Annotated in this window: 18 protein-coding genes; 9 read left to right on the plus strand and 9 right to left on the minus strand. The window is 63.9% G+C overall.

Going from position 1 to position 24265, the window contains the following annotated elements:
• The 6 genes from BWR02_RS08590 to queG all read right to left on the minus strand — a co-directional run bounded on the left by BWR02_RS08590 (position 1) and on the right by queG (position 7847).
• Positions 1-675, minus strand: a complete 675-nt coding sequence (locus BWR02_RS08590; protein WP_139557343.1) for a Bax inhibitor-1/YccA family protein — start codon at positions 673-675, stop codon at positions 1-3.
• Positions 676-785: 110 nt separating this feature from the next.
• Entirely contained in the window at positions 786-3590 is a 2805-nt protein-coding gene (locus BWR02_RS08595; RefSeq protein ID WP_139557344.1) for an Hsp70 family protein, read from the minus strand.
• A 37-nt stretch (positions 3591-3627) separates the two neighbouring features.
• Entirely contained in the window at positions 3628-5508 is a 1881-nt protein-coding gene (locus BWR02_RS08600; protein WP_139557345.1) for an Hsp70 family protein, read from the minus strand.
• Positions 5505-6128, minus strand: a complete 624-nt coding sequence (locus BWR02_RS08605) for a DUF2760 domain-containing protein (RefSeq protein WP_139557346.1) — start codon at positions 6126-6128, stop codon at positions 5505-5507. The genes BWR02_RS08600 and BWR02_RS08605 overlap by 4 nt, the downstream gene beginning before the upstream one ends.
• 73 nt (positions 6129-6201) lie before the next feature.
• Entirely contained in the window at positions 6202-6510 is a 309-nt protein-coding gene (locus BWR02_RS08610) for a hypothetical protein (protein ID WP_139557347.1), read from the minus strand.
• A gap of 215 nt (positions 6511-6725) precedes the next feature.
• Positions 6726-7847, minus strand: coding sequence for a tRNA epoxyqueuosine(34) reductase QueG (queG, locus tag BWR02_RS08615; protein ID WP_139557348.1), 1122 nt, complete (start codon positions 7845-7847; stop codon positions 6726-6728).
• A gap of 117 nt (positions 7848-7964) precedes the next feature.
• Here queG and BWR02_RS08620 point away from each other — a divergent pair, with 117 nt between their 5' ends.
• The 5 genes from BWR02_RS08620 (at position 7965) to bstC (ending at position 14905) form a co-directional block, all read left to right on the plus strand.
• The gene (locus tag BWR02_RS08620) at positions 7965-9440 is read left to right on the plus strand and encodes an NAD(P)H-hydrate dehydratase (RefSeq protein ID WP_139557349.1); all 1476 of its coding nucleotides are present in this window, start codon (positions 7965-7967) and stop codon (positions 9438-9440) included.
• Positions 9437-9910 carry a tRNA (adenosine(37)-N6)-threonylcarbamoyltransferase complex ATPase subunit type 1 TsaE gene (gene tsaE, locus BWR02_RS08625; protein WP_139557350.1) on the plus strand — a complete coding sequence of 158 codons (474 nt, stop codon included), beginning with the start codon at positions 9437-9439 and terminating at the stop codon, positions 9908-9910. Before BWR02_RS08620 ends, tsaE begins: the two co-directional genes overlap by 4 nt.
• 666 nt (positions 9911-10576) lie before the next feature.
• The gene (bstA, locus tag BWR02_RS08630) at positions 10577-13267 is read left to right on the plus strand and encodes a sterol transporter cytoplasmic membrane protein BstA (RefSeq protein WP_139557351.1); all 2691 of its coding nucleotides are present in this window, start codon (positions 10577-10579) and stop codon (positions 13265-13267) included.
• Positions 13264-14097, plus strand: a complete 834-nt coding sequence (bstB, locus tag BWR02_RS08635) for a sterol transporter periplasmic substrate-binding protein BstB (RefSeq protein WP_139557352.1) — start codon at positions 13264-13266, stop codon at positions 14095-14097. The genes bstA and bstB overlap by 4 nt, the downstream gene beginning before the upstream one ends.
• Before the next feature lie 4 nt (positions 14098-14101).
• A complete protein-coding gene (gene bstC, locus BWR02_RS08640) occupies positions 14102-14905 on the plus strand; it encodes a sterol transporter outer membrane protein BstC (RefSeq protein ID WP_236102054.1) in 804 nt (267 codons plus the stop codon).
• Between the two features lie 264 nt (positions 14906-15169).
• Here the strand turns inward: bstC and cysK are convergent, their stop codons facing one another.
• Complete coding sequence (gene cysK / locus BWR02_RS08645) at positions 15170-16090, minus strand: cysteine synthase A (RefSeq protein ID WP_139557353.1); 921 nt, start codon at positions 16088-16090, stop codon at positions 15170-15172.
• Between the two features lie 591 nt (positions 16091-16681).
• Between cysK and BWR02_RS08650 the strand changes: the two genes are divergently transcribed.
• Positions 16682-18289, plus strand: coding sequence for a right-handed parallel beta-helix repeat-containing protein (locus BWR02_RS08650; RefSeq protein WP_162560079.1), 1608 nt, complete (start codon positions 16682-16684; stop codon positions 18287-18289).
• Between the two features lie 381 nt (positions 18290-18670).
• Here BWR02_RS08650 and BWR02_RS08655 read toward each other — a convergent pair whose 3' ends face one another.
• Complete coding sequence (locus BWR02_RS08655) at positions 18671-19453, minus strand: class I SAM-dependent methyltransferase (RefSeq protein ID WP_139557355.1); 783 nt, start codon at positions 19451-19453, stop codon at positions 18671-18673.
• Positions 19454-19667: 214 nt separating this feature from the next.
• Positions 19668-21320, minus strand: coding sequence for an alginate export family protein (locus BWR02_RS08660; RefSeq protein WP_139557356.1), 1653 nt, complete (start codon positions 21318-21320; stop codon positions 19668-19670).
• A gap of 357 nt (positions 21321-21677) precedes the next feature.
• Between BWR02_RS08660 and modA the strand changes: the two genes are divergently transcribed.
• Genes modA through modC form a run of 3 tightly spaced genes read left to right on the plus strand, consistent with a single transcriptional unit; the run spans position 21678 to position 24219 of the window.
• Entirely contained in the window at positions 21678-22424 is a 747-nt protein-coding gene (gene modA, locus BWR02_RS08665; protein ID WP_456237928.1) for a molybdate ABC transporter substrate-binding protein, read from the plus strand.
• 24 nt (positions 22425-22448) lie between these two features.
• On the plus strand, positions 22449-23120 hold the full coding sequence (gene modB, locus BWR02_RS08670) for a molybdate ABC transporter permease subunit (RefSeq protein ID WP_139557357.1): 672 nt from the start codon (positions 22449-22451) through the stop codon (positions 23118-23120).
• 28 nt (positions 23121-23148) lie between these two features.
• Positions 23149-24219, plus strand: a complete 1071-nt coding sequence (gene modC, locus BWR02_RS08675) for a molybdenum ABC transporter ATP-binding protein (RefSeq protein WP_201276213.1) — start codon at positions 23149-23151, stop codon at positions 24217-24219.
• Positions 24220-24265: the final 46 nt, after the last annotated feature.

Genomic DNA, 24265 nt, shown 5'->3' on the forward strand with positions numbered 1-24265 from the left:
TCAGTCGTCGCCGCTGAAAACGCCGAGAATTTGCAGCAGGCTGGTGAACAGATTGAATATCGTCACATACAGCGAGACTGTTGCAAGAATGTAATTGGTCTCGCCGCCATGCACGATCTGACTGGTCTGAAAGAGGATCATGCCCGACATCAGCACGATGAACATCGCCGAGACCGCGATACTCAGACCCGGCATCGCCGGCAGAAAGATCGCCGCCAACCCCGCCAGGAACGCGACCAGAATCCCGGTCATCAGGAAACCCGCGAGAAAGCTGAAATCCTTGCGCGTCGTGAGCGCGTAGGCGGACAGGCCGAGGAAGATTACGGCCGTTCCGCCCATTGCCGTCATGACGAGCTGACTGCCATTGGCGAAGTGCGACACATACATGTTGAGGATCGGACCCAGTGTCAGACCCATGAACCCCGTCAGGGCAAACACACAAACAAGACCCCAGGCATTGTGGCTGAACTTGTTCGTCAACCACAAAAGGCCGAAATAACCCACCAGTGTCACCAGAATGCCCGGGTGCGGGATGTTCAGTGTCATCGCGACACCGGCGGTGAACGCGCTGAAAAGCAACGTCAACGCCAACAGTGCATAGGTGTTGCGCAAAACCTTGTGAGTGGCGAGCAGGCCGACCTGTGCGCGGCGAACTTGGGTATAGCTTTGACTCATCAGCGACTCCTAAATTAATTAACTCAACGCCCCCTTCGACAAGGAGGCTTACGCTTAGTTTCGAGCGGCTCCCGCCGTGCTCCCGACACCATTCCGACACGCCGCCCCGATCACTCTATCAGTGCCAGCCCGGGCGGCAGGGCCTCACCGAAAATCCGCTTCTCCTCAGCCGCGGTCAAGTCCTGGACGCTGTCAACCAGCTGCACCCAGGCCTCCGGCGCGCGCACGGCCTTCAGCCGCGCCGTGACACGGTTCCTAAGTTCTGGCCCGATGTCGCGCTCCCGATCACCACTCATGCGCCCGATCAGCACCGCTGAAAACGCCAGCGCCGGTTGCTTGCGCCAGTCCATGCCGACGAGTACCCCCAACCAGCCCTCTGCCGTCGCGACGGGAATCACACCATGACTGCTCCCGTGGAATGGCACCCGGGCACCGACCCGCCCGAGAGCCCACGCCGTTTCGGCCGGCTCCCCGGGCTTCCTGACACGTTCGAGCAGCCATCCCCCCAACTGCGCCTTGAGCTCGCAAGAAAGGCGCTCCAGCGAACCCGCCAACCGTACCATGTCCTCATAGCTGCGCTTCTTCGCAAGCACTGCCAGATTACCGCGACGCGCGGCCGTCGGATCAATGAAATTGCGGATGTCGCCAAACACCTGAGTCTGTGCGGCCTCGTCGAGCCCCGCTGCGATACGCCGCCACAGCGTCCACCATTCCGCCCAGTTCTGAGCCTCCTTCGGGAACTGCAGCCCCTGGCGATAAACGCCCCAGAGCTGGGATACGCGCCAGTCGTCCAGGGGATATCCCACTCCAGGTCGCAACGTATAGCCCGCCAGATTAAGCCACACCCGTTCATGATCCGTACTGCGCCGCCGATGGGGCAAGCCTTCGAGCAGGCCGCCGAAAACAGCACGGCAGGTGCCAGTGTCCCAGTCCTCGCGGCTGCCGAGCAATTTCTCCAGTGTACCGCGCAGCGTCCGGACCGAACCCGTCTCGATCGTGCGGGACTTTCGGCCAAACACCCGCCCGATCGCGGCTTCCGCTTCACCGAGCCGTGGGTGCAGTCCACTCTCCGGCAGCCGTTTCCCGCTCCCGGATCTGAGCAGAAACTCTACGTTCCAGAAGCGCTCGTCGTCATCCACATCGACGCAGCGTAGCTCGAGCGTACCGACCTCGGTCATCGCCGCACCCAACCGGACGATACGAGCGCCCCCTTCCATTTCCCCTCCGCCTTCGAACGCGACCGCGAGCGGGGGCAGTTCCACGAAGCGCTCGTCCTCCAGATCGACCAACTCCCCGGGAAGCAGCGGTCGGTCATCCGTGGACGAATAGATCTGGAAGCGAACCGGCTGGCCTAGCCGCAGCGAAAAACGACGATCCGCAAGGAATACCGTCTCTTCCTCACGCGTTCCCTTCGGCAGGAGACAGACGCCCTTCCGCCGCTGCGAGTCGTCACCCTCGGTGCCAACCAGAAGGACAAAGCTCCGCGCCGAACCGCCTTCGATCCTTTGCACTGTCGACCCGGCCCGGGCCAGCGCATAGGCGACCGCACCGAAGGCCACCGCGAGTTCCGGGCGATCATTGCGCAACTCGAGCGGCGCTCGGCCAGCCCAGGCAGCCAGTACCTGGACGAGGCGCCGCCCGATCAATGGACTTCGAAAGGCACCGCCATTCAGTAGCAGCGCATCCGGGACAGCAGGGACGCCGGGACCCAGCGCCTCGGCCAGCAAGTCGCGATGCTGCGCGAGGAAGGCCGCCAGATGCCGCGTGACGGCCGGATCCGCGGCATAAGGCAAGCCGAACTCGACCACGCCGCTGCGTCGCCGCAGCGGTTGATCATCGGCCGCGACGACCGGGAAGAAACCGTCCAGCACCAATTCGTGGGTTTCCTTCCGCGCCAGGGGCAGCGAACGTGCCCCACCGATCACGCGCGACCCCGCACCGAGCAGCGTCACCGGCACTTCTTCCGGCGCCCCATCGACCAGCAGACGCTCTTTCGCATCGCGACACTGATCGATCAGTTGCGACAGCGCGCTCCCCGACAGGCGCGGCCCGTCCTCGATGAGCGCGGCCTCCATCCGCTGGGCCAACATCAGATCGATGTTGTCTCCGCCGAGCATCAAGTGGTCGCCGACGCCGATCCGCGTCAAGGTCGGCTCGGATCCTTGGTGATCGACACGGATCAGGCTGAAATCCGTGGTACCGCCCCCGACGTCGCAGACCAGAATGACGCGCACACCTTCGAGCTGGCGGACCAGTTCGGAGCGGTGGACCCAGAGCCAGTCATAACAGGCGGCCTGGGGTTCCTCCAGCAGGCGAACCCTCGGCAATCCGGCCAACCGAGCGGCTTCCAGCGTCAAGGCTCGCGCGCCCTCGTCGAACGAGGCAGGGATGGTCACGATCAGATCCTGGTGCTCGAGTGCATGCTCCGGGTAACGGAGGTTCCATGCGTGACGCACATGGCGCAGATAGCTCGCGCTCGCAGCAACAGGAGAAACCTTGTCGACATCCGGCGCGGCGCCCCAGGGCAGGATGGCTGCCGTGCGATCGACGGATGGGTGAGACAGCCAGCTCTTGGCACTGGCGACCCGGCGGCCATGGCTCCTGCCACCCAGCCTGCGGGCCCATTCGCCCAACACAGCGGTGTCGGCCGCTTCAGCTGGATCCTGGTGCCAGGGCAGTCTCACGTCAGCAGCCGGCAGTTCCCCTTCTGCCGGGTGATAGCGGACCGAGGGCAGACAGTCGCGAGCGGCCACCTCTCCGGGCCCCACCAACTGTTCGACACGGAAGAGTTCGATGCTCTCCTCGGCGCCCTGCACCATGTCCGTGAACGCGACAACGGTATTGCTCGTGCCGAGGTCGATGCCGACCCGATAGCGCGCCGCGCCTCCGGTGGGGGATGATGGCAGATGACTCATGCCGTTGTTCCGGCAATCCGCTCAGTCCAAGCCAACGTCAGGCGAGCGCGCGTTCCGCCTCCGGCACGGCTCCCGCCGCACCGTCGCTGGCTCGGACATCGAACTCGACCTTCCATCGCTGTTCACTGTCCCGCGCCACCGCTTCCAATTGCAAGGTGCCGACCTCAGTCACCTTGGCCGCCAGACAGACCGGCACGACCTGCCCCGCAGCATATTGCTCGGCCTGCAAACTGACCTCGATCTCCTGCAACTCATCCAGTTCGTCCTGGTGCCAGTCTTCCAGCCTTGTTCCGACCGGATCATCGCGACGTACCGTCGATGCGAAGAAGCGGAAACGCACCGGCTCGCCCACGATCAACCCGAACTCATGCGGAGGTAATTCGGCCTCCGTGCCCTCCTCCATACCGAAGGGCGCGATGCACAGGGCCTGCATCGGCGGCGGGAACCCGGGCACCGCCGGCATCGCACTTTCGACGCCGACATAATACGCGGCAGCGATGCCGCCACGGATCCGCACCCCTTGTCCTTGACGCACGTAACCGTAATATGCAGCGCCGCGCGCAACGGCCAGATCCAGATCGGCGCCCTGCAGCAGTCGCGCCGGCGGAGCCGACTCTTCGTTCAGCCACGAACCCAGGACCTCCAGCAGCCGCTGACTCAGCTGCTCCGCCTTGAATACGCCGCCGTTCAGCAGCAGCGCCGTGGGGCGGATCATCCGTGCGTCCTCCGGCAGATCGAAGCCCGCCAGTTCGCTCGCCGCACTGACCTGACGTGCCAGAAAAGCCGCGAGATGACAGGTGATACGGGCATCCTTTGCATAGGGCAGACCCAGCGTGGTCAAGCCGGTGCGGGACTGCGCGGCAGGCCTGGCATCGATTGCCACCTTGGGGAAAAAGCCATCCATCAATGTGCGAGTCACGTCATCCCGCGTCAGCGCCGTGCGCAGCGACCCACCGATCAGTGACGAGCCCCGACTGGGGACGACGACTGGCACCTCCTGGACCTCGGAGTCGGCAAGGAGTGTCTCCTTGGCATCGCGACAACCGTGGGTCAGCGCCTGAATCTGCCACGGCTCCAGGCGTTTGCCTTCCGCCTCCAGCTTCATCTTCAGGGCATAGGCCAGCGCCAGATCCATGTTGTCGCCGCCGAGCAGGATATGGTCGCCGATCGCGACGCGGTTCAGCAGCAGGTTGCCGTCCTCTTCGGTCACGGCAATCAGCGACAGGTCGGTCGTGCCGCCGCCGACATCCACCACGAGGATGATATCGCCCGGTTTGACCTGCTCGCGCCAGCGTCCTTCACTGCGCTGTATCCAGCTGTACAGAGCGGATTGCGGCTCTTCCAACAATACCGCCTGCCGCAGCCCCACGGCATGCGCGGCCTCCACGGTCAATTCGCGTGCCGCGGGATCGAAGGAGGCCGGGACAGTGATGACGAGTTCCTGTTCACTCAGCGGCGACTCGGGGAAACGCGCATCCCAGGAATCACGCAGATGCCGCAGATAGAGCCTGGAGGCTTCCAGCGGCGACACGCGCGTCACCTCTTCCGGAGCCTGGATCGGCAAGATTGCGGCCCGGCAGTCCACGCCGCTGTGGCAGAGCCAACTCTTCGCGCTCGCAATCAGGCGGATCGGCGTCTTGCTTCCAAGGGTTCGTGCCAACTCGCCGACGATGGCCCGATCATCGTTACCCCAGGGCAGTTCCAGATCTTCGGGCCGCACTTCGGCCTCGTGCGCCTGGTACAAAAAGGACGGCAATTGCGGCCGCTCGGCAACCACACCCGGCGAGGTAAGTTGCGGGATTTCCAGAACTTCCAGCGCTGCCTGTTCGCCTTCGCAGGCCCCCAGCTCGACGTAACTCAGCACACTGTTCGTCGTGCCGAGATCGATGCCGACCGAAAAACGGCTGGAGTCGCTCACAGCTCCACCTCCGCCGGCGCGATGATCCGCGTGTCATGGCTTTCGACAAGCTTCGGCAACTTGACCTGTACCGCTCGCCAGCCACGATGCACCAGCGTCCCGCTGAAAGGTGCCTGCCCGACGATATTGCCCGTGAGGCGCACGCTGGCGGCGTCGAAGCCCTTGGGCAAGGTGACCCGGCTGCTCTCGGCCTCCCTGCGCACCGGTTCGAGTTCGAAGTGCTGATGAATCACCTTGCGACACCCTTCATGCACGATGCGTGCAGCGGCGCCGATCTCGGCATCGGAATAGCTCGTGACGTTCTCCTGCACGAAATCGATGAAGCGCGCCTCATTCTGCAGCAGGCTGAGCAACTGCAAGGCCGAATCGGGTGCCGCTTCGCGCAAGGGTGACGGAACCGCCTCCACCGAGGTCTCACGGGCTTCGGGAACGTTCGGGGTCGCTACGGCTGCAGGAGGGGCGGCGCCGACGGATTCGGCGACCCGACCACGCCGCAGCAAGGCGACGATACCCGCCGTCAGCAGCAGAACCTGGAAGATCAGCAAAACCAGAACCAGGGCGGCCAGCAGGGCGTGACCGGCGTCAAGGGTGGTCGGCCAAATACTCGTATCTAGATGCATGGTGTCGTGTTTTTGTTGGACTTAGAGAGGGCAACTGTGAAAGGAACGAGCCACGACTCGTTCGAACACGCCTTCAGGGCTGCTTCGCGGCGTCCCGCGTCGCCTGTCGCATGGCCTGCGCACCCATGACCTCGCGCAACACAGCCTGAGCTGCGCGCGAACGCTGCTGGCGCATATAGCGGTCGATGATGCCATCGGGAACCTTTTCCGCGACCAAGGCCGTCCTGATGGGGGCTAAACGATCTTCGCACGCCCGCAGTATGCCGTCGGCGACGGCCCGCGAATCGGCCTCGCTGCTGATCGACGCCTGCAGTTGCTCCCCAAGACAGCGGTCGTACGCGACCTTGGCGTCCTGCGTAGCCTGCATGGTTTTGTCGGACAAGGTGGAGGGCTCCCATTCGCCCCCGGCGGCGGCGCCGGAGCTAACCAGAACGCTCACTATGGCAAGAAGGATGCGGCAATGAGATGACATATTCATGGTATGGGGATGCCTGGGCGTGGTTTCAACAAAGCGCCCGATTTTACGACACTTTGCTCAGCACAACAGAAATGGCCATCACCCGTATCCCCAGCCTAAGGCGCCGTCCGCCTGCGCAGTCACGCGCCCTCCGCGGCATCGGACACACCCTCGCTCGTCTGGCTCGCGCGTTCCCGCTGGCGAGCAAGCGCCCAGCCGACATGCTCGCGGACCAGCGCGGAAGAATGGTCCCGGCGACTTTCGAGCGCGGCGACCACCGCCTCCGAGCGCGGCGCGTTGCCCAGGGCAATGGCCACGTTCCGCAACCAGCAAACATATCCGATGCGCCGGATCGCCGAGCCCTCGGTCATAGCGAGAAAGGCCGCCTCGTCCCAGGAGAAAACCTGAACCAGCGCGGCACTATCCAGTCCATGCCGCGGATGGAAGTCACGTTCGCGCGTCAACTGGGCGTAGCGGTTCCACGGACATACCAGCTGGCAGTCGTCGCAGCCATAGATCCGGTTGCCGATCGCGGCGCGAAACTGCTCGGGAATCGAACCGCGTAATTCGATCGTCAGATAGGAAATACAGCGCCGTGCGTCCAGGCGGTAAGGGGCGATGATGGCCTGAGTCGGGCAGATTTCGATGCACGCAGCGCAGCTCCCACAGTGATTTTGCACCGGGGAGTCGGGCGGCAGCGGCAAGTCGGTGTAAATTTCGCCGAGAAAGAACCACGAGCCGGCGTGGCGGTTGATCAGGTTCGTGTGCTTGCCGATCCAGCCCAGACCAGCCCGCTCGGCCAGCGCCTTCTCCAGCACCGGTGCGCTGTCGACGAACGCGCGATGTCCGAAGGGACCGACCTCGCCCTCGATACGCGCGGCCAGCTTCGCAAGCCGCGAACGCACGACCTTGTGGTAGTCCCGCCCCAGCGCATAGCGGGAAATGAAAGCCCGCGCCGCATCCTCGAGCACGGCGCCGCTGCGCTCTCGCGGCTCGGGCAGGTAGTCCATTCGCCCGCTGACGATACGCAAGGTGCCCGGAATGAGTTCGCCCGGGCGGCTGCGGCGCGTGCCATGACGGGCCATGTAAGCCATCTCTCCGTGGCAGCCCGCATCCAGCCAGCGCATCAGATGCTCCTCATGCGCCAGCAGATCGACATCCGCGATGCCGATCTGCTGGAAACCGAGTTCCCGGCCCCAGTCCTTGATGCGCCGGGCGAGCTGCGAATAATCCGGAGACCCTGTCCCGCTGGTCGTCCTCATGACGCTTTCCGAATCTTCCACCGCACCGATTTGCCCTCGCTTCATGCCCTCGGCGAGAATAGCAGAAGCTGCCCGACGGTCCCGCAGCGAGTCCGACCGTTTTCGATGTTCACTGCGATGCACGCTGTCCTGCCCAACGATCTGTATACAGCCGATCAGGTCCGCGCCATGGACCGCCACGCGATCGAAGACATCGGCATCCCAGGCCTCACATTGATGGAACGCGCCGGTGCGGCGGCCTTCGCGACCCTGCGCCAACGCTGGCCAGCGGCCAAGTTCCTGTCGATCGTGTGCGGCGGTGGCAACAACGGCGGCGACGGCTACGTGATCGCGCGTCTGGCGCTGGAAGCGGGACTCGACCCCCGCGTCTACGCCCTACGTCCGCCCGAGTCGCTCCGCGGCGATGCCCGACTCGCCTTCCAGGCGTATCGGGATGCCGGCGGCTCCTGGCTGGACTACGTGCCGATGCACCTCGAACACGCCGAGGTCATCGTCGACGCCCTGTTCGGAACCGGGCTCGACCGCGAGGTTGGCGGCAGCGATGCGGCCGTCATACGCGCCATCAACGGCACTTCGGCTGGCGTTCTGGCGGTGGATATCCCGTCAGGATTGCACGCGGACAGCGGTGCCGTGCTGGGCAGCGCCGTGGAGGCCGATGTTACCGTGACATTCATCGGACTGAAACGCGGCCTGTTTACCGCTGCGGGTCCGGCGCAGTGCGGCTCGGTCATCTTCGATGATCTGGACACACCCGCGACCGTCCGTCGGTCCACCCCGCCTTCCGCGCGGCTGATCCGAAGCGAGGACTGCCGGCTGCCACGCCGGACCGCGACTGCGCACAAAGGTCATTGTGGTCATGTGCTGGTGATCGGCGGCGACGCCGGCTACGGCGGCGCCGCATACCTGGCCGCTTCGGCTGCGGCGCGCGTTGGCTCCGGCCTGATCTCCGTGGCGACCCATCCGGCTCACGCACCCACGCTCAATGCGACCCGGCCCGAACTGATGTGCCGCGGAATACGCGAGGTGGCCGACCTTGAGCCACTGCTGGCCCGTGCCACCGTCCTCGCGTTGGGCCCCGGGCTGGGGCAAAGGGAGTGGTCTGTTGACCTGTTCCGGACTGCACTGGGCACAGGGCTCCCATTGGTCGTCGACGCCGATGCCCTGAATCTGCTGGCACTGCAACCGCGGCGCCGCGAGGACTGGGTATTGACGCCGCATCCGGGCGAAGCGGCTCGGCTGCTTGGGACCAGCACCGAAGCGGTCGCACGCGACCGCTTCGCTGCGATCACGGAACTACAGGCCCGTTACGGAGGTGTCGTGGTGCTGAAGGGCGCCGGGTCGCTGATCAGGGGCCCTGACGGACTGGTGCAGGTCTGCACTGCCGGCAACCCCGGCATGGCCAGCGGCGGCATGGGCGACGTGCTGACTGGCGTCATCGCCGGTTTGATGGCGCAGGGGCTCGACACGCTGGCTGCCGCGGGCTGCGGAGTGCAATGGCATGCGGAAGCGGGGGACCTCGCGGCAATCGATGGCGAGCGCGGCTTGTTGGCCGGCGATCTGCTGGGTCCGTTGCGACGGCTGGTCAACCAGTGAGACTTTTTCTGCCGGACGAGGCCGCGACACTCGCCCTGGGTCGCCGGCTGTTCGAATTCCTGAAACCGGGTTCACTGGTGTTCCTGCGCGGAACCCTGGGTGCCGGGAAGACGACTCTGGTGCGCGGCCTGCTCCGCGCAGCCGGCCATCAAGGGGCCGTGAAGAGTCCGACCTTCACGCTGGTCGAGGAGTATGCCCTGCCCGGTCTGACCCTCTATCACTTCGACCTGTACCGCCTGACGTCCCCGGACGAACTCGAATGGTTCGGCTTTCGCGACTATCTGCGCAGCGACTCGCTGTGCCTGATCGAATGGCCGGAACGGGGCGGCGACACCCTGCCCGCACCGGACTTCTCCATCGAGCTGGAGCTCGATCTTCCGGGGAGGGCGGCGACCATCGAAACCGCTCCCGGTGGCGATCCGGAGTTGCTGTCGGAGATCGGCTCAGCCGCACCCCCCGGAATTTCCTGAACGCTACCCACAGAACGGTTCCCTAAGGACAGGCGCGGGCGAACCGGACGGCCCCTGTACCGAATCAGGCCGTCCCGCACGGACTTGGCGCCGCTCGCGCGACCGCCCGCATTGAGCCGGCTGGCGAGATCACACTGGTGGCGACTTGCCATCGCGATCGTCCACGCAGCGAAGAGACGGCCGCGATAGGCGATCAGAACCCCTGTCCAAAGCGCGACTTCGTCTGTCGGGCACACCGCTCCTGCCCAGGCTTTCGATCCCGTGTTGACTTGGGCTGTCGTGCTATGCGAAGGTCCGCGCCACGAGTGGTATACGTAGCGATCAGGTTCAGGCGATCGGATGGGCGCCTCACGCATCTGCCTGCGTCTGAGAGGGCTGCCGCCGCATCGCCTGAGCCAACAGAGCCAGCCGGGCAACCACCGTCTCGCGAGGCGCTCTGCCGGTGTTTTGCGCGCTTCCAGTTGACGCCAGAGATAGCGCCCCAACACTCTCAATCGCTCCCGTCATCGCGATGGCACGTAGCCCACGTCGATGTTCCTCGCGACCAGACCGATCAAGCGGCGAAGCCACCGTCAAACCGTCACCGCTCTAAGACCAAGGTTTCCAAGCCTCGCCGTCTATAAGCGCAACGCATTTCCCGAATCCGAAGGCCCAAGGACCTGACCGATGAGCCAACGTGTGGCCAAGATTGCAGTTGCCAGCGCAAAGCACCCGCGCTGGGTTCTGGCGCTGGCCTTGGCCATTTCGGTCCTTGCCGCCTGGGCGACCGTCCAACTACCCGTATATACCTCCCGTCAGGCGCTGCTACCCCAGGATAACGAGGTCGCCCGGCGTTTGGACAACTTTCTGGTCAAGTTCGGCGCCGCCTCCGACCTCATCGTGGTACTGGATAACGCTCCCCGCGAGGAACTCGAATCCTTCGCGAACGAACTCGCCGCGAAACTGCGCCAGGAGCCCGAAATCAGGCAAGTCACGGAACGACTCGATATCCGATTTTTTATGGAACGCGCCTATTTGCTCGCTCCAGTTGAAACGTTCGACCAAGTCGATACCTACCTGAGGACCGGCGCGCCCGTCACGCTGCCTGGTCTCCCCGTCGCACTGAAACGGGCCCTGGACTGGATCGAGGCTCACCCTCCGGTGTCCGGAATCGACCTTGCCACGGCCGAACAGAGCGTGGCAGGGTTTGGTCTCTTCCTGAACGAGTGGCAGCGGTGGCTCGAAGCGGACACCGCCCCTGCCGGCCTGGACTGGAAACAGCTGCTCGCGACTCAGGGGGCCAGGGGAATGGGCGACGGCTATTTCGCTTCCCGTGACGGACGGATGCTCTTTCTGTTCGTGCATCCGGAGAACCCTTCGGGCGCGTTCGAGGCACGCAGGCCGTTTATCGAAAAGGTCAGGGCCGTGGCGGGCGAACTCAGCGGTCAAGCCAAGGCTGCGGGGCGCACTGCGCCGACCGTGGGGCTCACCGGCCTCCCGGCCGTTGAATACGAGGAATACCTCGACATCGAGCACGACATCGCGCTGGTGATATGGACCGCCGCGGGCTTGATCGGCGCGCTGATCGTGTTGGTCCTCCGCAGCTTCCGCTGGGCACTGGCGATTTTCGTACCCATGGGGCTGGGGGCACTGTGGAGCCTGGGGCTGGCGTTCCTCACGGTCGGGCATCTGACGATCATCACCTCCAGTTTCCTCGCCATCCTGTTCGGCCTGGGTGCCGACTACGGCATCTTCACTTCGTCCCGCATTGCCGAGGAACGCCGAGCCGGAAGGCCTCTGACGGAGGCTATCGGCCTGGGGATCGGTTCGTCCTTCACGACGGTGCTGACCGCAGGCGGCGCTTCCTTGCTGATCTTTAGCGTGCTCGCCACCCTGGACTTTCCGGGTTTCTCCGAATTGGGCCTGATCGCGGCCGGGGGCGTCCTGCTGATCCTGATTAGCACCTGGATGATTCAGCCGGCGCTCTATGCTCTGCTACCGCCCCGGCTGACGGAGTTGTCATGGCGCGCCGCCGGGCCGACCCAGCGGCGCGGTTCCTTCCCGCTGCCGGTCGCGGCCATCCTGGTACTTTTGGCTTTGGGCAGCGCCTTGGCTGGCGCGGCCAAAGGATTCTCCATTCCTTTCGATTACGATGTGCTCGCTCTGCTTCCCAAGGATTCGGAAGCGGCGCAATATCAACGGCGGATGCTCGCCGAGAGCGACTACCAGGCAGAAGTGGTGATCTTTACTGCCAAGGATCTGACCGAGGCGCAGCGGATCACCGACCAGGCACGGCGGCTGGAAAGCATCGCCACGGTGCAATCGCTGGCCAACCTGTTTCCCCCTGATGGCGACGAACGCCTGCGCAAGGCGCGGCGCCTGGGTGAAGAGACGGTTCGCCGCGACTACGCGGGGCAGCTGGCGAAACTGGACCATGCCGGCCTGAACAGCGCCAATTTCGATCTGCTGCGGACGCTGCTCGCTCGCCTTCCCCACTTCATCGACGACGCCGAGGAACAGGCTTTCTCCGCCGGGCACTCCGAACTGGTCAAGGGCTTGGAAAAAGTGCGCGGGCAGATCGGGGACCTTCGAGAGAGAATCGACCGCGATCCAGGACATGCCCGCGAGCGCACCCAGGGCTTCTATCGAGCCTTGCTGCAGGCAGGCCTGACGGGGACGGAACTCGTCAAACAATGGCGAACGGCCGAACCGCTCACACCAGATCTGCTACCTCCGGCTCTGCGGGACCGCTTCTTCGCGGCCGACGGCACCGTCGCGGTGTACGCGTTTCCGAAGGAAACTGTGTATGATCCCGCGAAGTTGGATCGCCTCATCACGGACGTCTACGGGGTCTCACCCGACGCCACCGGCTTTCCGACCACACACCAGGTGTTTTCCCGATCCGTCGTCGAAAGCTTTGCCCGGGGCACCGTTCTGGCTGTGGCGGTGTGTCTGATCTGGCTGATTCTGATCTTGCGCGATGTGCGCGGCGTAGTGCTGGCCGCGCTTCCGCTGGTCATAGGTGGGGGCTGGATGTTGGGCCTGATGTGGCTGGGTGGACTGCGGTACAACTATGCCAACATCATCGCTCTGCCCCTGGTCATCGCGCTGGCAGTGGACTACGGGGTCTGGTTCAGCCATCGTTGGAGAGATCTGAAAGGCCACACCCCACTGCAGGTTACGCTGATCGCCGGGAAGGTCATCGCGCTCGCGGCCGGTACCGAACTGGCCGGCCTGGGCGCTATCAGCCTCGCCCGCTATCGCGGAATTTCCACGCTGGGTATCGCCATAACGATCGGGCTCGTGTGCTGCCTCGCGGCAACGCTGCTTGTCGCCCCAGCCATCGGCCAACTGATTGATCGAAAAAGGAACTCATGACTCGCAAGCTTTCTTTGCTGTGCCTTCTAGCCGGATGGCTATCCTACGCGGCCGCCGGACAACCACCGATCGTCGTGTGTTACCCCGGCGGGCCGGTCAGTGAGGACGAGGCAAATGCCGCGATGGAATCCATGCTGCGGGTGGTCGAAAAAGCGGGCCAGTGGCCAGAGCATAGCCTGACCAGTGTGTTCACGTCCCGGGTGGACGAATGCCGAAAGCTGCTGGCTGCGAAGAAGCCGCGCTTTACGATCACCTCCCTCGGCCAGTTCCTGGAGCAGCGGAGGACGCACCATCTGGTGCCGCTGGTCCAGCCCCGTATCAGGGGCGCCACCTTCGAACGCTACCAGGTCATCACCCTCAAGAGTGGGCCGGACAGCCTCGACAAGCTTGCCGGGAAGTCATTGGGGGGCACAGTTCTGGAGGAGCCGGAATTCGTCAGGAAAATCGTGTTCGCCGGGAAACTCGACCCGCAGAACACCTTCGATCTGAAACCCTCGCGACAGGCCCTGCGCGCCCTGCGCGCCCTGGACAAGGGAGAGTTGGATGCAGTGCTCCTGAATGGGCAGCAGTCGGCCGCACTGACCGCGCTCGAACTGAAGAACCCGATCGCCCCGGTGTTTACCTCGGCCGATATCCCGCTGATGGGAATGTCGGCCAACAGCATCACGACCACACCCGAGGAACGCCAGCGCTTTGCGAAAGCCCTGCAGGGTATGTGCAGCGACCCTGACGGCAAGAAGCTCTGCTCCCTGTTTGGCGTGGAAGCCTTCGTCCCGGCGGACCCGGCCGCCTTCAAGCCGCTGATCGAACGCTGGGATCAGGGGAAATAGACTCTTGCGCAACCCTTACCGCATGATTGCCCTGCCGCTCCTTGCGGGATTGGCCGGCTGTCCGCAACCAGACCACAGCCTCGTACGGTTCGAAAAGCTGTCGGATTGTCCCGCACAGACGACCGCGGGCCTCTCCGCCCGACAAAACGAGTTGGGCCCCCGCAGCACCACTCACGCCTTGGAGTGCTCGCTCGCGTCGCTGCGCCGCACCGGTGATCAAGCCTTGCTGCACACTTCGCTCGGCAGCCGAATAGCGCTACACCTCGCCGAGCGCAGCACCGAGCCGGAAGTGCGAGAAAACCTCGCCGCAGAAGGGGTGCGCTTCGCCGAGACCGCGCTCGCGCTGGGCGCGGACGGGGACGCCGCCGTGCACTACTACCTGGCAGCCAACCTGGGCCTGGTAGTCCGCGGCCACGCTGCCCTGGCGGCGGACAGCCTGCCGCGGCTGGAAGCGGAGATCAAGCGGAGTGCAGCTCTCGACCCCGGTCTGGACGACGGGGGCCCGCTGCGGCTACTCGGTATGCTTTATCTGAAGGCCCCTCCGTGGCCCACGGGTATCGGCGACGGGGACAAGGCGCTGCAGTTGCTGCGCCAGGCCGCGGAGCGCTATCCGCGTCATCCCCTGAACCACCTGTTCTATGCCGAGGCGCTCTGGGAGTCGGAACAGGATGAGGCCGAAGATCTCGCCAGAAACGAACTGGTCATCGGGAGGCAGCGGCTCGCCGAAGGCGACTGGGGCTACAGCAAGGAACCGTGGCTGAAGGAGTTTGCCCGTTTCGAGAACGAGATCAGCCCATCATCGACGTGACTACCCTATTCCAGGCTGTTTGACGCCCTTTACGCATTTGGCGAGGCGCTGGCCGGAACGGGGTCCGGTTTTCGGCAAGCGCCTCAGTGCACTTTTGGCTGTGGCCGGAGGAACTCCAACGGCTTGGTTGCGCAGAGGGCCATCCCAGGACACCGCAGGACCGATGCCTGTGAACCTCGGCCCCGTGCGGTGGAAAGCTGCAGCGTGAGATCGGAACCTGCGGCACGCGGCGATGGAAACCTCCCTGACCGGTAGGGCTCTTGATCAGGTCGCCGGCAAGAAACCCTCGATCGACAGGTAGCGTTCGCCGGTATCGTAGTTGAAACCCAGGATGCGGCCGCCGGCAGGGATTTCCGGCAGCTTTTGTGCGATCGCGGCCAGCGTCGCGCCGCTGGAGATCCCGACAAGCAGCCCTTCCTCCCTCGCCGAGCGGCGCGCCATTTCGCGCGAGGCCTCCGCCTCGACCTGAATCACTCCATCGAGCAACTCGGTGTGCAGGTTTTTCGGAACGAAACCCGCGCCGATTCCCTGGATCGGGTGCGGCGACGGTTGGCCGCCGCTGATCACCGGGCTGTCTTTCGGCTCGACGGCAAAAACCTTCAGATGCGGCCAACGCTGCTTCAATACCTGGGCACAGCCGGTGATGTGACCACCGGTCCCGACCCCGGTGATCAACACGTCCACGCCCTCCGGGAAGTCCCGGGCAATCTCCTCTGCCGTCGTCTCCACATGCACTGCAATATTCGCGGCGTTTTCAAACTGCTGCGGCATCCAGGCGTCCGGCAGCGACGCGACGAGTTCCTCCGCACGGGCGATCGAACCCTTCATGCCCTTCTCGCGAGGTGTCAGCTCGAAGCCGGCACCATAGGCCAACATCAGCCGCCGCCGCTCGACACTCATGCTGTCCGGCATCACGAGGATCAGCTTATAACCCTTGACCGCCGCGACCATCGCCAACCCGATACCGGTATTTCCCGAGGTCGGTTCGACGATCGTCCCCCCGGGCTTCAACGCGCCGGAAGCCTCCGCTGCTTCGACCATGGACAGCGCAATCCTGTCCTTGATCGAACCACCGGGATTGCTGCGCTCGGACTTGATCCAGACCTCATGGGAGGCCCCGAAAAGGCGGTTGATGCGGATATGCGGCGTGTCGCCGATGGTGGCCAGGACATTCTCAGCTTTCATCACGGACTCTCCATGGATCTGCCAACGCGCAGCGTACCAGACTGGGCTTACCACCGAACAGGCTAGTGGCCCCTACGCAAGCCAGTTCGATCGCCGGCCGGAGCCATCGGGAACAACGGCCTGGCTCCGGCCGCCATCACCCGTCGGCTTGGCACCCAGCCGGTTGCCACCGCACGCGGGAGCGCAGGCTGGCCACCGTCGGCGGCAGTGGCAGCGCCGTTCGTCGTCCGCACCCAGCCCCATCGGATGCGGGCTGCTTGACCCAGGGCTTGTGTGATGAAGGTCACGATCACGTCAGGCAGATGTATCCGAGCGCAACAGGCGCAGAGGATCGCGGCCAACCGCTTGCGTGGCACACCATCGCGAAGCCGACCGAGCACTACCTAACATCAGGATGCGGTTGTGCGCCGCGGACATCAGCGTTAACTTATGGATAAGGGTCCACCAACGGACCTCAATTCTTTCCTCATGCGTCGTGTCGCTACACCGCCTTATGGCCGCTCCGGGCGAGCGGATGGCGCCATCTACCGTGTGTCGTTGCCTCCCGTTACACGAACACGGTCCCTTGCGGAAGCATCAATGACCAATGTTATGACCCTATCTCCTCGCGGTAAATTTGTCCTTAATCCGCTAACCTCGGCCCTTTTGGTCGTTCTATCGAGTCCCGCCGACGCCCAGTCGGGCCTCGTGGTCGATGGCCGCAAATGCACACTCGCGGAGGCGATCACCGCCGCCAACACCGACACCGCGACGGGGGAATGCCCCGCGGGCCACGGCGCCGATACCCTGCAATTGACGGCGGCCACCTACCGTCTCGCGGCGGCGCTACCACCCATCACGTCGACCATCACCTTGTTCGGCGACCCGGATCATGACCGCCAGAATGCCGTGATCGAGCCCGAGCCCGGCGGCCATTCGCTTCCGTTTTCGCTGCTGGTTGTAGGGCCGGGCGGCGACCTGACGGTCAAGCGCATAAATCTCCAGAACGCTGGAGTCCATGGCATCGTCGTGGATTATCAGGCTCTCAACCCCGACGACTGGTTTCCGTACTCCGGTACCGACGCGCGGCTGCAACTGGTGCAGAGCAAGGTATCCGGAAACGCCCGGAGCGGAGTCCTGGTTGCCAACTACGCGCGGGCCGAGATCAGACATTCGACCATTTCGGGCAATGACCGCGGCATCAGTTGCGATGGATATGCGGCCCAGTGCACCATCGACAACAGCGTCATCTCCGGCAATACCTCGTTCGGGATCTATAATCGCGGGTCCGTCAAGCTCAACGGAAGCAGCGTGATCGGGAACGGGGTCGGCCTGCGGGGCGAGGCTTTTCGAGGCGATCGCACGATCATCACGAACTCGACGATCGCGAATAACCTCGGGTCTGGTCTGGAACTCACACGGGAGCCGCGCGCTTCACTTTCCAACTCCACCGTATCCGGCAACGGCGGCATGGGCGTCGACGCGAGCGGTGTCTTCGACTATGGCGGCGAGACCCTGGCATTCGAAAGCAGCACGATCTCCGGCAATAGGGCCGGCGGGGTCCGCGTCGGAAAGCCCGGGCAAGGAGTGTACGGTTTGTCGTTGCGCAATTCTGTCATCGCCGGTAACCCGGGAGGCGACACAGATTGTCGCAACGCCTACGTCACTTTCCTGAGCGGCGCGGTGATCGGTGACGGCAGTTGCAATGCGGCTGCAGCGGGCGCCTCCGTAGGAGACCCGGAACTCGGGCCCTTGCTGGACAATGGAGGAAACACCCGCACGCTGGCATTGGCGGATGACAGTCTGGCCCTCCACGCCGGCGATGGAGCGGAATGCGCCGGCACCGATCAACGGAACGCGTTGCGTCCTCGAGATCCCGCCTGCGATAGCGGCGCGTTCGAACGCATCTCAGCGGTCGCTCCGGCGATTAAGCCCACACTGGAATTTTTCGATGCCGAGGTCAAGGCCGGCCGTTTGGTCGGCGCCCGAGCCCCGGGAAAACCGTATCGCGTGCAGGCCGTCCGGAATCAGCTTTTGCTCGTGGGAGACTTCACGCTAAGGGGCGAAAATCCGAGCGCGTGCGCCCAAATCGCGCGCACGCTGCATCGAGTGGACCAGGATGGGATTGGGCCCGACGGTAACGACTATGTCACCGGACCCTCATCACCTGAGTTGGTTAGCCGCTTGGCCGCATTGCGCTTAGACCTGGGCTGCAAGTAGCGATTTTCCGGGCGATGGCTCGGTAGGCAACAAGGATCCGCCGTAGCCGACCTGCTAGTCATTGCGCTTCGGCGACTCATGTTGTTATTCGGCGCTCGGCCGCCGAAAACCGCACTGTCGTTGCCCGTTCGGGAATGAGCCCGATCACCGAACTTGGCGGGTCTTGTTCGGATAGGCGTTCTTGCGGGGGCCGGGCGGACTGTCCAATCGTGGCCCTGTTTGGGTGCCGCACCGCCCCCCCCCTTTAAAGTGAACCCGGTGCCGCGGGCACGTCCCATCATGCTCGCGACCCGCACTGTCTGCGGCCCGTTGCACCCCCGGCGCAGCACGACAACCAGAACCCGCAGAGGATCTCCGGCGGCGGCCGCATGCCTTCGTCCCTTAATCCCGCTGTGCCAGTAGCACGATCTGTTCGGTGCGCAACACGGCCTCCCGATAGACCGCCAGCAAGGCGGCGGGCGGTTCTGCGGCACACTGCGTCGTGTAACGCCTCAAGATTCGGAAGCCACCTTGGACCAACAGGGACTCGAGTTGGTCTGCCGTGATCCGGTTCAAAGTGTTGAACGTCGACCACAAGCGTTTGAATTCATCTGAAGTGGGGCAACTCCGGTGGAGCTTCATGCGGTAGATGTTCGACTGATTCGTCAGGTGCCCCCAGGGCTCGGAGATCTTGTGGGACAGGTGGGAGCCTTCCGCCGAGTAGTAAAGTGGGGCAATCTGGACGAAAAGGAAACCGCCGGCCTTGAGCGCGGTCCGCAGCGCCTCGGTCGTACCGTCCAGCAACCGTTGGTCGACGTGTTCGAGCACCGACCAGGAATAAATCAGATCGAAACGATCATCCGTTGAGTCGAGCCTGCCGGGTGAGGTCCGACGAAAAACCAAATTTGCCGGCAACTCCGTCAGGCCCAGATAAGCCGCGGCGCGCCGCCGACAGTCCCTGAACTCCGCTCCGATATCGGTGCCCACGACCCTGCGGCAACCGAGTTGCGATGCTACCCCAAGTGCCATGTCGCCTTGTCCGCAACCGAAGTCCATGACTTCGGCCTCCGTCCATGGAAAATCCGCACCCATCCAGTCACGCAGGACTCCCGGCAATTCCTCGAACTTGACCCGAAACGTTTCGTCCGGACAGGTCTTGTTCGGATGCTGTTGCTGAGCGTTCATGTCGATGTCGCGACCCGGGGTTGGGGACCTTCTGCCGTTGCCATCCTACGCGGTGAACGTGCGCAGCGCCCAACTGTATCGGCAGGACGCTGTGATTGTCGAGCCTGCTGCTGCCGCCGTGCACCGTGCCAGCGGCGCCGCCAGCGAACGTACCGCAACCCAGGGCTTGGGCCGGGCCTAAGCCCTTGCTACGCTCAGGTGATCGCGCATCCTGTCAAAATCGCAGTTCCGTCTGGGCGTAGAAGTAATTGACGTTATCGTGGTTGGTTGGCGCCCCGGGCGCGTTGCGGGCGAAGTCGCCCTTGATCAGGCAGTTCCATCCGCCTTCGAGCGAGATGTTGTCGTGGGCATCCCAGCGAATCGCGAACTCCACCGTCTGCCCCATGAAATCGCCTGAGCGCCCGGTCGGATCGATCAGGCCGGCCGGCTGCCACAACGCCTTCGAGTCCGCCATCCACCACGCGCGATAGGCCAGAAAGCTCGTGACGTCGCGGTGCGGTACGACGAACAGCCGGGCACCGGGAGCATTGATGTTGTTGCGCGCGAACGGCCCCCAGATACCGGTAGGCCCGTATTCCCAGCGCCGCGCACCGTACAGGGTGTCGAAGGAATTCGTCGTCGTGCCGCTGCCGTTCGTGCCGCCGGTCGCATAGTCGTACTGCACCACGAAGCGCGGGTCCCAGGGCAGGTCGAAGGTATACCCGAACTGGATGTGCTGCATGTAGGCCTCGTGATCGAGCTGGCGCGACAGCGCGTTGACGCGGGAGGTACCGGTCTGCGCGATGCTCTCGCCCTCGAAATCAAATTCACCCTTTTTGGCGTTGCGGAAGACCCGGAAACCCGGCGTGAACAACTGCCGGTTGCGCGCGCTCCGTTCGTCCTCGTCGAGGTAGTAGAGATAGAGCTCGCCCCGAATATCCCACGGTAGCGCCTGGGTGTCGGCGAAGAAGCCCGTGAAGACCGTCCCCTCCTGTTCCTGATCCCAGGCCCAGTCGTTGTTTAGAAGCTGGGCCTTGTCTTCCGGGAGGCGCACGACCGGCACCATCGCAAAGGGGTAGATTTGCCAGGCACCCTCGCCTTCTCGTATCCGTAGCTTGAGGCCGGTGAAGGCGTTGGTCGTGTTCCGGAACACGTTGCGCGCGACGAGTCGCCGGCTGCCGAACTCCATCGTCTGGCGACCCGCGATCGCCTCGAAGCCCAGCCCCGTGTCCGCCAGGTTCTGGGTCGCATAGGCGCCATAGATCTGCGTGAAGTCGGCGACATTGACCATCGTGTTGTTCAATGTGTAGGTTGGCTCGGCGCCGAACTGCCGCGCATCCCAGAACTCGAACCCGGCCCGGAGGCCGGCATAGTTCGCTTCCAGCCACAGCACGGTCTGCAACGGAATCTGGTGCTGGCCACCGGTCTGGCCGCGCTGCCACGGCACGTCGAAGGTTTCGTACCGCGTCCGCTGCTCCAACATGCCGTTCAGCCATTCCGGCATCCCGAGCATCTTCTTCGCGTTGTAATGCTCGTGTAAGTCCCAGCGATTCTTGCCGGTGACCCAGTCCTTGCGCTGGCTGCCGCCCGCGGTCAAGCCCCAGCGGTTGGGGCGTTTGTACTCCGGGGGTGTCGTGCCTTTCTTGTCCTCTGCGGGTGTCTTGCCCACACCAGGGTCGGTCGTCTGGCTGTCCTTTGCGGTTGCCTTGTCCTCAGGGGGCGGAAGGGCCTTGGCTTTACGCGCTGGCGCCGCGGCATGTTGGGTGGCATCCGTGGGTGCTCCGGCCTTGAGAGGGGCAGGACTTTCCACTGCGATCGCGACCCCACTGGCGAGTAATCCCAGCAGCAACGCCATCATCGGGACTCGGTAGCAGGCATCGTGTCGCATCGCGCTTCCTGAGGTCGGCCTATCGTTATGGTGACACTACAATAATGCCAGCTGTAACCGAAACGCAACTCACATTTGCAATTCAGACACACCATTTCCTGATCGTGCAAAGATCGACACTAACGGAGCCGTTTTCGCTACGGGATTGACTCCCGAAAAGGCCAAACACCCTAATCAAGGCTGGCCGGCACAAGCCGGTTTTGGAAATGCTCCGTCGATGAACGGCAGGTGGAATGCCCTTAAGGCCTAAGGTACACTGCTTTACGTCGCCCGGTATATAACGACTGCCCGCCATCGACGCGACCCCCGGATTTCGGCCCCCTCCCTGGGCCACGAACCAACGAAAGGTGATCCTGAATGATGCGAAATGCGCTGCTTCTGCTGGCAAGCCTGAGCCTGAGCGCCGAGGCGCTGGCCGAAACCGTTCAGGTGGCCGTCGCTTCCAACTTTGCCGGACCGATGGAGTTAATTGCCGTGGCCTTCGAAAAGAGCACTGGGCACAAGGCGGCGGTCTCAACCGGAGCCACTGGCAAGTTCTACGCACAGATCCAGAACGCGGCGCCCTTTGAGGTCTTGGTGGCTGCGGACGACACGACGCCGGCCAGGATGGAAACCGAGGGTCTGGCCGTACCGGGTTCGCGCTATACCTACGCCATCGGCAAACTGGTCCTGTGGAGTGCGAAGCCCGGCTTTGTCGACAAGGATGGCAAGGTCCTCAAGAACGGCAAGTTCGCCCATCTGGCGCTGGCCAATCCCAAGACCGCGCCCTACGGCGCAGCAGCCGTGGAAGTACTGAACAATCTGGGTCTATTGAAGGCGCTGGAGCCGAAGTTCGTGCAGGGTGAGAACATTGCCCAGACGCAGCAATTCGTCGCCACGGGTAATGCCGAGTTGGGCTTTATTGCCAAATCACAAGTCATCAAGGATGGCAAGCTGACCGGCGGCTCGGCCTGGATGGTTCCGGAGAAGCTTCACGAACCGATCCGACAGGATGCGGTGCTGTTGACCAAGGGAAAGGACAATTTGGCTGCCCTTGCTTTGCTGGCATACCTGAAGAGCGAGCCGGCCAAGGCCATCATCAAGTCGTTCGGCTACGAGTTCTGAACCTTCACCTAAGGCGACATTCACATGGATGCGGCCAGCCTAGGCGCCGTGCAGCTCACGCTGAAACTCGCAACGGCGGTAACGGCCCTGCTGCTGGTGATCGGGACACCGATCGCCTGGTGGTTGGCCCGGACCCGGTCGAAGCTCAAGGCGTTGGTCGGTGCCATCGTTTCCCTGCCGCTCGTTCTCCCGCCGACGGTCCTGGGCTTCTACATGCTGCTGGCGATGGGGCCGCACGGAGCAATCGGCCATCTGACGCAGTTCCTGGGACTGGGCCTGTTGCCCTTCACATTCCCCGGCCTGGTGATCACGTCGGTCATCTATTCGATGCCTTTCGTCGTGCAGCCGATACAGAACGCTTTCACTGCGCTGGGGGAGCGGCCGCTTGAAGCCGCTGCGACGCTGCGAGCGGGGCCCTGGGACACTTTTTTCTCTGTGGTCGTACCCTTGGCGCGACCGGGGTTCATCACCGCAGCCATTCTCGGCTTCGCCCACACGGTCGGCGAGTTCGGCGTGGTGCTGATGATCGGCGGCAACATACCGGGCAAGACTCGCGTGATCTCGGTCCAGATCTACGATCACGTCGAGGCCATGGAATATACGCAGGCGCATTGGCTGGCCGGTGGCATGGTGCTCTTTTCCTTCCTCGTGCTGCTGGCGCTCTACAGCCTGCAACCGGCCACGCGTGGACACTGAAGCCGCAGAATCGGCCGCCGGTGGCGGCATCCGCATCGCCCTGCGCCAGATCTATCCCGGGTTCAGCCTGCAGGTGGATTTGCACCTTCCCGGCTCCGGCGTGACCGCGCTGTTCGGCCATTCCGGGTCCGGCAAAACAACCTTGCTGCGCTGCGTGGCGGGCCTGGAGCATGCACCAGCGGGCTTCCTGAAGATCAACGGGCAGGTCTGGCAGGACGACGCGAAAGGCGTTTTTCTCCCGACGTATCGGCGCCCCCTGGGTTACGTCTTCCAGGAAGCCAGCCTGTTCGAGCACCTGACGGTGACGCGGAACCTCGACTTCGGCCAAAGGCGGGTCCCGCGCGAATCCAGAAGAGTGTCGCTTGATCACGCGATCAGCCTGCTGGGCATCGAGCACTTGCTCGACCGCCGACCGGCCAGCCTCTCCGGGGGTGAGCGGCAGCGCGTCGCGATTGCCCGGGCGCTCCTGACGAGCCCCAGCCTGTTGTTGCTCGATGAGCCACTGGCCGCGCTCGACCTCGCGCGAAAGCGCGAGATCGTGCCCTACCTGGAGCGTCTGCACGACGAACTGGATATCCCCGTGCTGTACGTGAGCCACTCGCCCGACGAAGTCGCACAACTGGCCGACCATCTGGTACTGATGGCGAACGGATCGGTGGTCGCGCATGGCCCCCTGCAGGAAACGCTGGCCCGGCTGGATCTTACAGCCGCGTTCGCGGACGATGCCGGCGTCGTGTTGGACACCATCGTCGCCGCCCACGACGACAGCGATGAACTCAGCCGGCTCGACTTCGCCGGCGGCAGCCTGTTCGTCGCCCGCCGCCCGGAGGCCATCGGGCGAAGACTGCGCTGCCGGGTGCACGCCCGTGACGTGAGTCTCACACTGGAGCGCGCCGGGCACACCAGCATCATGAATATTCTGCCGGCCACGGTGGTCGACATCGGACCGCTCGAAAGTCCGGGGCACGTGCTGGTCCGGCTGCAGGCCAACGGCACGCCCTTGCTCGCCAGAATCACGCGGCGTTCAAGTCGCGCGCTGAACCTCGGGCCTGGGCTGCCCGTCTGGGCGCAGGTCAAAGCGGTTGCGCTCCTTGATTAGCGATGGACGGTATGGGAGCACCACGACTACTATCCGGCGTTGTCCT

The sequence above is a fragment of the Methylotetracoccus oryzae genome, from assembly GCF_006175985.1.
GTDB classification, from domain to species: Bacteria; Pseudomonadota; Gammaproteobacteria; order Methylococcales; family Methylococcaceae; genus Methylotetracoccus; species Methylotetracoccus oryzae.